Origin of the sequence: Streptomyces lushanensis (assembly GCF_001700515.1) — a bacterium.
GTDB lineage: Bacteria > Actinomycetota > Actinomycetes > Streptomycetales > Streptomycetaceae > Streptomyces > Streptomyces lushanensis.
In genome coordinates, this window is the sequence record NZ_MAUD01000570.1 from 1 (window position 1) to 5,930 (window position 5,930).

The window sequence follows — 5,930 nt, forward strand, 5'->3', positions numbered from 1 at the left end:
ACGGGGGCCGATCGGCGTACGGCGGCCGGAACCCGGCCCGTCCGAGTCGGGGCGGACCCCGCTGCGACCAGGGCGGAGCGGGGAGCGGCAGACGAGTCGGGCCGTACGACGAGTACGTCCTCGTACGGGGCCTGCCTTCCGGCCGATCAGCCCGCGACGCCGTCAAGAGCCAGCCCCTTCATCGCAGCACGGATGTCTGCGACGCGGAAACACGTCTCACGCAGCTCGCGTTCCTCACCATCGGCGCCGCGGACCACCTCCTCGACGCGGAGGACATCATCGAAGCCGCCCGAGCCGAGACCCCCGACTGTGACGACTCCTGCCACTCCTATCCCCATGCCTTCATGGAGGCCGGCAGCCGGATCCACATGGCCCGCGATCTGACCGCACTCGCCCCGAGACCGCCGCCCGCCTCGCCGAGACCCTCGCAGGCGAGCTGCACCGTGCCAGGGCCTCGAACCCCCTGGCTCGCCGCGGCGCAGCACATCAGCCTGTCGCCGGCTCAGAACAGCGCCCTGCCTGCGATCGCCCGCGGCCAGGTCGAGGTGTGCGAAGAGGCAGGCGAGAACTCGGAACAACCAGCGGCTTCGCCGCTCTGAGACCGAGCTGATGAAAACCATCACCCCGGAAGGAAACTCACCGGAACGCTGAGTCTCCTCTCCGCGCAGCGTCACCCGGAACCGGCATCGACCGGCCAACTCATCGAGGACCGGTCGCCTTCGCCCGGACTTGTCGGATCACCGGCAGGAAGTCGTTGTCGAAGACCGGCGAGGAGCTGGTGTTGGATCGCGGCACAGCGCTGACGCGCAGGGCGTAGCCCTGGCCGCGCCGTACGGTCACGTCTGGTCGAGCGCGGCCCGTTCGACGGTTTCCGGTTCGGCCGGGTGGAGGAAGTCGGCGGCCTTGCCCGGCATGCAGAGGGTGACCGGCAGGTCCAGGGCTGGGGCATCCGCGCGGCTGGCGGCGGTGTGCTCGGGCATCAGGTCGGCCAATACGGCTCGCCCGCCGCCGACGGCCGCCCCGCCGGGGCCCTTGGGTCTGCGGGACGGCCGTCGCGATCTGCCCGTCAGTCGTCGGAGCGGAACGCCCCGTGGACGCGCAGGTTGCCTTGGATCGACACCTGGTCGTCGTTGACGTGCATGATCCACGCGTCGTTGTTACGGACCGACAGGAGCCCGTTGGCGTTCACCACCCCGGTGAACACCGAGTCATGCTGGACGTAGAGATTGCGCGCGACCTGCACCCTGTCATGGCTGGCCTTGAGGACCCACTCGTCGTTGTAGCTCACGGTCAGCCCTCCATCGGCATTCAGCATCCCTGAAAGGGTGGATGTCCCGTTGACGTCGAGCTCACCACCGACAACGGCCTTCCCCGCGGCATGCAGCTCACTCCCGGCATTCACCCTGCCGTTGACGGAGAGGTCACCACCGATGTCCGCTGTGCGGGCAACGCGCAGCTCACCCAGTTCCAGCTTGCCGTTGACGGAGAGGTCACCACCGACAACGGCGTTTCCGGCGGCCTTCAGATCACCCTCGGCGTCCAACTGGCTGTGAACGACCAGCCGGGGCGGCCCGTCCTGCGTCTCCAGCACGCCGTTGACCGTCAACCCGCCCTCGACAGTGAGGCGTTCTCTTACCGTGGCCCGACGGGTGAACAGGTCGGCCAGGTCCGCCTCACCGGCGGTAACGGTTCCCCAGTCCCCGGCACCGTTGTAGATCTTCACGCCGGTGTCCGGGAATTCGATCCATCCCTTGCCGTCGTTCCGGTGCCCCACCCATGTGGTGTTGACGCCGTTGGCGCTGACGGTTCCCAAGTCGCTGACCGAGCCATGCCCCACCCTGATGCCGTCCTGGGGGAACTCGACCCACCCGTCATTGTCATCCAGCCCCCGCGCCCGCTTGGTCCTCACGGCCGTTGCCAGTTTGGCTTCGTCGGCCGCAACGGTTCCCAGCCCGCCATCCTTGTTGTTGATGTCCACGCCTTGCGGGGTGAAAGTGACGCGCCCCTGGGCCTTGGCCGGGGTCCCCTCGGCCCATGGAGTGCGGACCCCGCTCTCGAATTCCGGAATACGTGCGTGGACTGTGGTGGTGAAAATATGGCCCTGTCCGTTCGGCTGCCCGGGGCTGGTGCCGGCCAGGAGGGTGTACGTCGTTCCTCGGGTGGGCTGCACCTTGTGTGTGAAAGGTGTCTGGGCTACCGGAGTTCCTGCAGGCGCCGCAGAGAATTTCACCGGTTGCGCGTCCGGAGAGACGACCCAGTAGTCGATATTATTGGGCCCGTCCCACATGAGGGTGACGCTGCCATTCGCGTTCACGTCCATCATGTCCTTGTCCGGGCGGAAGTTGCGCGGCGCCTTCGGAGTTTCCTTGACCAGCCCGAGCATAAACGTGTGCGGCGCAAAATTTCCCTGCACGCCAGGAGGCTTGGAAACCTCCGTTATCGTCAGGAGGGCCAACCCTCCCTCGGCGGAAACGGTTATATTTTCCAGTTTCAGGACAATGGTTTCGCCGGCATCAAATAAGTACGCCGTTTTCGGGGAGGTTTCCAGCCGGAAGCTCTTCACCCCGTCCCATGTGAGCTGCACCGGCGTGCTGGAAACGGGAGGATGCACTTCGAAACTTCGGTTGATCAACTCGGGGTGGGGAGTCAGGTGATCGGCATTGTTGCCGACAGGTATCTGCACTTCGATGGAGCGCACGCTCACCATTGCTGCGTCGTGGTTGGAAATGATCAGATATACCGCCCCTGTGGACGGCGCCCCGGGCTGTGACGCCTGAAGCGATGTCGGATCGGTGACGATGTCGTAGTGCAGCAACGGCGGCACGATGAGGACTCCCTATCTCGACGTTTCACACCATGCGGACAATGACGTGCAGTGGCGACCCGGCGTTGAGGGTGCCGGACCGGTGCGGTGACAGGCTCACAGGGAAAGCCATAAGGCCCGGAGGCAACCCGAAGGCCGTCGATCGGCCCGTTGGCCGGCCTTCACGATTCGCCGGGAACCAGAGCGGCCGGCCACATCAGAGGATGGGGCCGGCCGCCGGACCTGATCCGTATTCATGTTCAGGGATTCAAGCCCTGGTGGCCGGCGGCGCCCGGCTCCTCTCGCCCCCACCTGCGGGAACCCGTCAACCGGCGCTCTGACCAGGCGCATCCGCTCCAACAGCCCTCCCCCAGGGACATGGCCAACAGAACCGCCGAAAGCACTCCCCCGCCCGGAAGCCCAGGAACCACAATTCCGGCTAGCTGGCCCAAAGCGAACTCCTGTCTGGCCGGAACTACGCCGGACGTGCGGGTCACCGCCGTGTTGATCACGGGATACATCCCAAAGTCGTCGCAGTTGACGATCAGCATCGGGCGCGTCTGAGGGATACCGGAGTTCCTGGCTCGACTGCACCGTGCTGCCACAGCTGACCGTTCCGGGTTGGGGCACCGTCGGATTGGTGTATCCGGACGATGCCGTGGTCGTTGCCCGGGAAGCCGCTCCCCGCGGGCAGGTCGGCGGGCGTGGTGAGCGGTGAGCGGTGAGCGGTGAGTTCGTGTACCAGGCGGGGAAGCTGCGGGTGCGGTGGCCCGCGGTCACGAAGTGGTCGGCCTGGCCGACCCGCACGTTGAAGCCGGCGGTGCAGCGGACGGCGCCGCCCCGGACGGGCTCGCCGCCCTGGAGGTGCGGCCGGAAGGTGCCGGCGGCGCGCTCGAAGGCGAGGGCGCCGGCCCGCGCGCCCGCGCGGCTCGGCCATCCCCGCGGCCGACACGCGCTCGTCCACCGTGACCAGGACGACGCCGGTCGCCCGGTCGACGCCGCGGGAGCTCACGGACCGATGAAGCCTCTTTGGGCGGAGACCGGTCGGACTCCTTGACGTTCCGGCTGCCCGGTCCAAGAATGAGCGCGCTTGACAACGTTGTCGAAGCCTCGTGCCCCAGGAGGTGCATGCGCGTGACCCATCAACCGGCCGAACTGAACAGGCGCCGTTTCACCCAACTCGCCGGCCTGACCGCCGCATTGACCGCAGTGCCGCTTTCCCTCGCCGAGGCGGGACCCGCCTCGGCAGCCGACCGCCACCGGCACGCGCCCCACTCCGCGCCCCCTGACGACGTCGCCGCCGCCTACCATCGGGCGCTGCTCACGCACACCCGCTGGTCCGAGACGCAGTGGGACGCGGCCAAGGGCCATTACACCGCCAAGGACTTCGGCTTCGCGGTGGTCCTCGGCCACGCCCTCCTGCTCACCCGGGGTACCTACGACGCCGACCGGGCCGGGATCGACAAGGAGACCCTGCGCTCGCGTACCCTCGCCACCCTCACGCACTTCGCCGCGTCCAACCGCCTCACCGGCGGCTCCGAATGGGGCCGCACCCTGTTCTTCGACACCACTTTCCAGCTGTACTTCGTGCTCGCCGCCCGGCTGTTGTGGGACCAGCTGGACGACACGACCCGTACCAACGTCGACACCATCGTCCGCGCCCAGGCCGCGTACACGACGGCGCTCGGCCCGGCCAACGACCCCGCCTCCGGCGGCTGGACGCCCAACGGCCTCACCGGCGGTCATGTGGGCGACACGAAGCTGGAGGAGATGGGGGTCTACGCCCAGTCGCTCGCGCCGGGTCTCGCCTGGGCGACCGACGACCCTCGCCATGGCGCCTGGAGCGATGCCTTCGGCCGGTGGAGCCGCAACGAGGCCGGCCTTCCGGTCGCGGACCGCGCCAATCCCGCCCTCGTGGACGGCGTCGCGATCAGCGACAACACGGCGCAGAACCTGTACGACACGTTCATCGTCGAGAACCACAACTCCTTCGGCCCGCACTACCAGGCGGAGTTGTGGCGTACGTCGGGACGTAACGCGGCCCACTTCATCACCGCGGGACGTCCGCTGCCCCAGGTGCTCACCGCGCAGCCCAACGCCGGTCCGCTCTGGGACACCCTGCTCACCGTCATGAGCGACGCGGGCGAACCGCTGATGCCGATGGTCAACGACCGCGAGTACCTCTACGGGCGTGACGTCATCCCGATCGCCTTCCTCGCGCAGGTGTTGGGGGACCGGGCCGCGGCCCGCTCCGAGGCCGCGCTCGCCGAACGCCTCGCGGCCTACCAGGCGTACGCGCCGGCCTACCGGCTCACCAAGTTCTCCGGTGAGCCCAAGTACGAGCCGGAGGCCCGCGCCGAGATCGCCATCAGTTATCTGCTGCACGAGTGGCGGGCCGGGCAGGGGGCGGCGGTCCGTCCCCTCACCGACGCGGAGCTGTTCGCACGGGCGAGCGGGGTGAAGGACTTCGGCGCGGGCCCGGGGCTGGTGGCGCACCAGTCCCCCGCGGCCTGGGCCGCGGCCGTCAGCAAGCCGGGCTTCGTCAAGTTCTGCTGGCAACCGGCCCACGACGACTGGCTGTTCGCGCTGAGCGGCACCACTCCGATGTTCCTGCCCTCGACCGCGGGCAGCGTGACAACACGCAACATCGCCACCTACAGCCGGGTCCGTGACGGCTTCGACGGCAGCGCCACGGTGTTCACACTCGGCACGGGCCACGCCGGGTTCACCACCCTGCCGTCGGGTGACGTCGTCTACGCGACCGGCGGTACGGCGGCGGGCGAGGGCCACATCGAGGTGCGGAACCTGACGATGCCGGGCATCGCCGGACTGGACGGCAGCCGTACGTACACCACCGCCGAGGGCAGCGTCAGCGTCGCGGCCAAGGATGCGGGCACCGCGCCGCCTTCGACGACCGGGCGCACCGACGACCTCGCCCTCACCCGGGTGTCGTACCGTCACCTGCGGGTCCAGGGCATCAGCCCCGACCCCCGCTACGGTTACTCGCTGTACGCGGTCGAGGTGCGCGACGGCGCCGACGGCGCCGATCTGGCACGGGGCGGCACCGCGACGGCCTCCTCCGCGGACACCGGCAAGGGCGCGCCCCTCGCCGTCGACGGCGATCTCA

At 68.7% G+C, this 5,930-nt stretch carries 2 protein-coding genes and 2 pseudogenes; 2 read left to right on the forward strand and 2 right to left on the reverse strand.

Annotation, left to right across the window (positions count from 1 at the left end; all coding sequences use genetic code 11):
- Positions 1 to 599 (forward strand): annotated as a pseudogene (locus tag BFF77_RS36060) (hypothetical protein); the annotation flags it as partial.
- 237 nt (positions 600 to 836) lie between these two features.
- Here the strand turns inward: BFF77_RS36060 and BFF77_RS36065 are convergent.
- Positions 837 to 980 (reverse strand): hypothetical protein, encoded by a 144-nt coding sequence (locus BFF77_RS36065; protein ID WP_211280369.1) that lies wholly within the window; start codon positions 978 to 980, stop codon positions 837 to 839.
- A gap of 86 nt (positions 981 to 1,066) precedes the next feature.
- Entirely contained in the window at positions 1,067 to 2,824 is a 1,758-nt protein-coding gene (locus BFF77_RS35360; RefSeq protein WP_141698591.1) for a bactofilin family protein, read from the reverse strand.
- A gap of 1,107 nt (positions 2,825 to 3,931) precedes the next feature.
- Between BFF77_RS35360 and BFF77_RS31355 the strand changes: the two are divergent.
- Positions 3,932 to 5,930: pseudogene (locus BFF77_RS31355) on the forward strand (discoidin domain-containing protein); the annotation flags it as partial.

Excerpts from the sequence above, each read along its gene's own strand:
- BFF77_RS36065 (WP_211280369.1), bottom strand. The coding sequence starts at position 980 with ATGCCCGAGCACACCGCCGCCAGCCGCGCGGATGCCCCAGCCCTGGAC.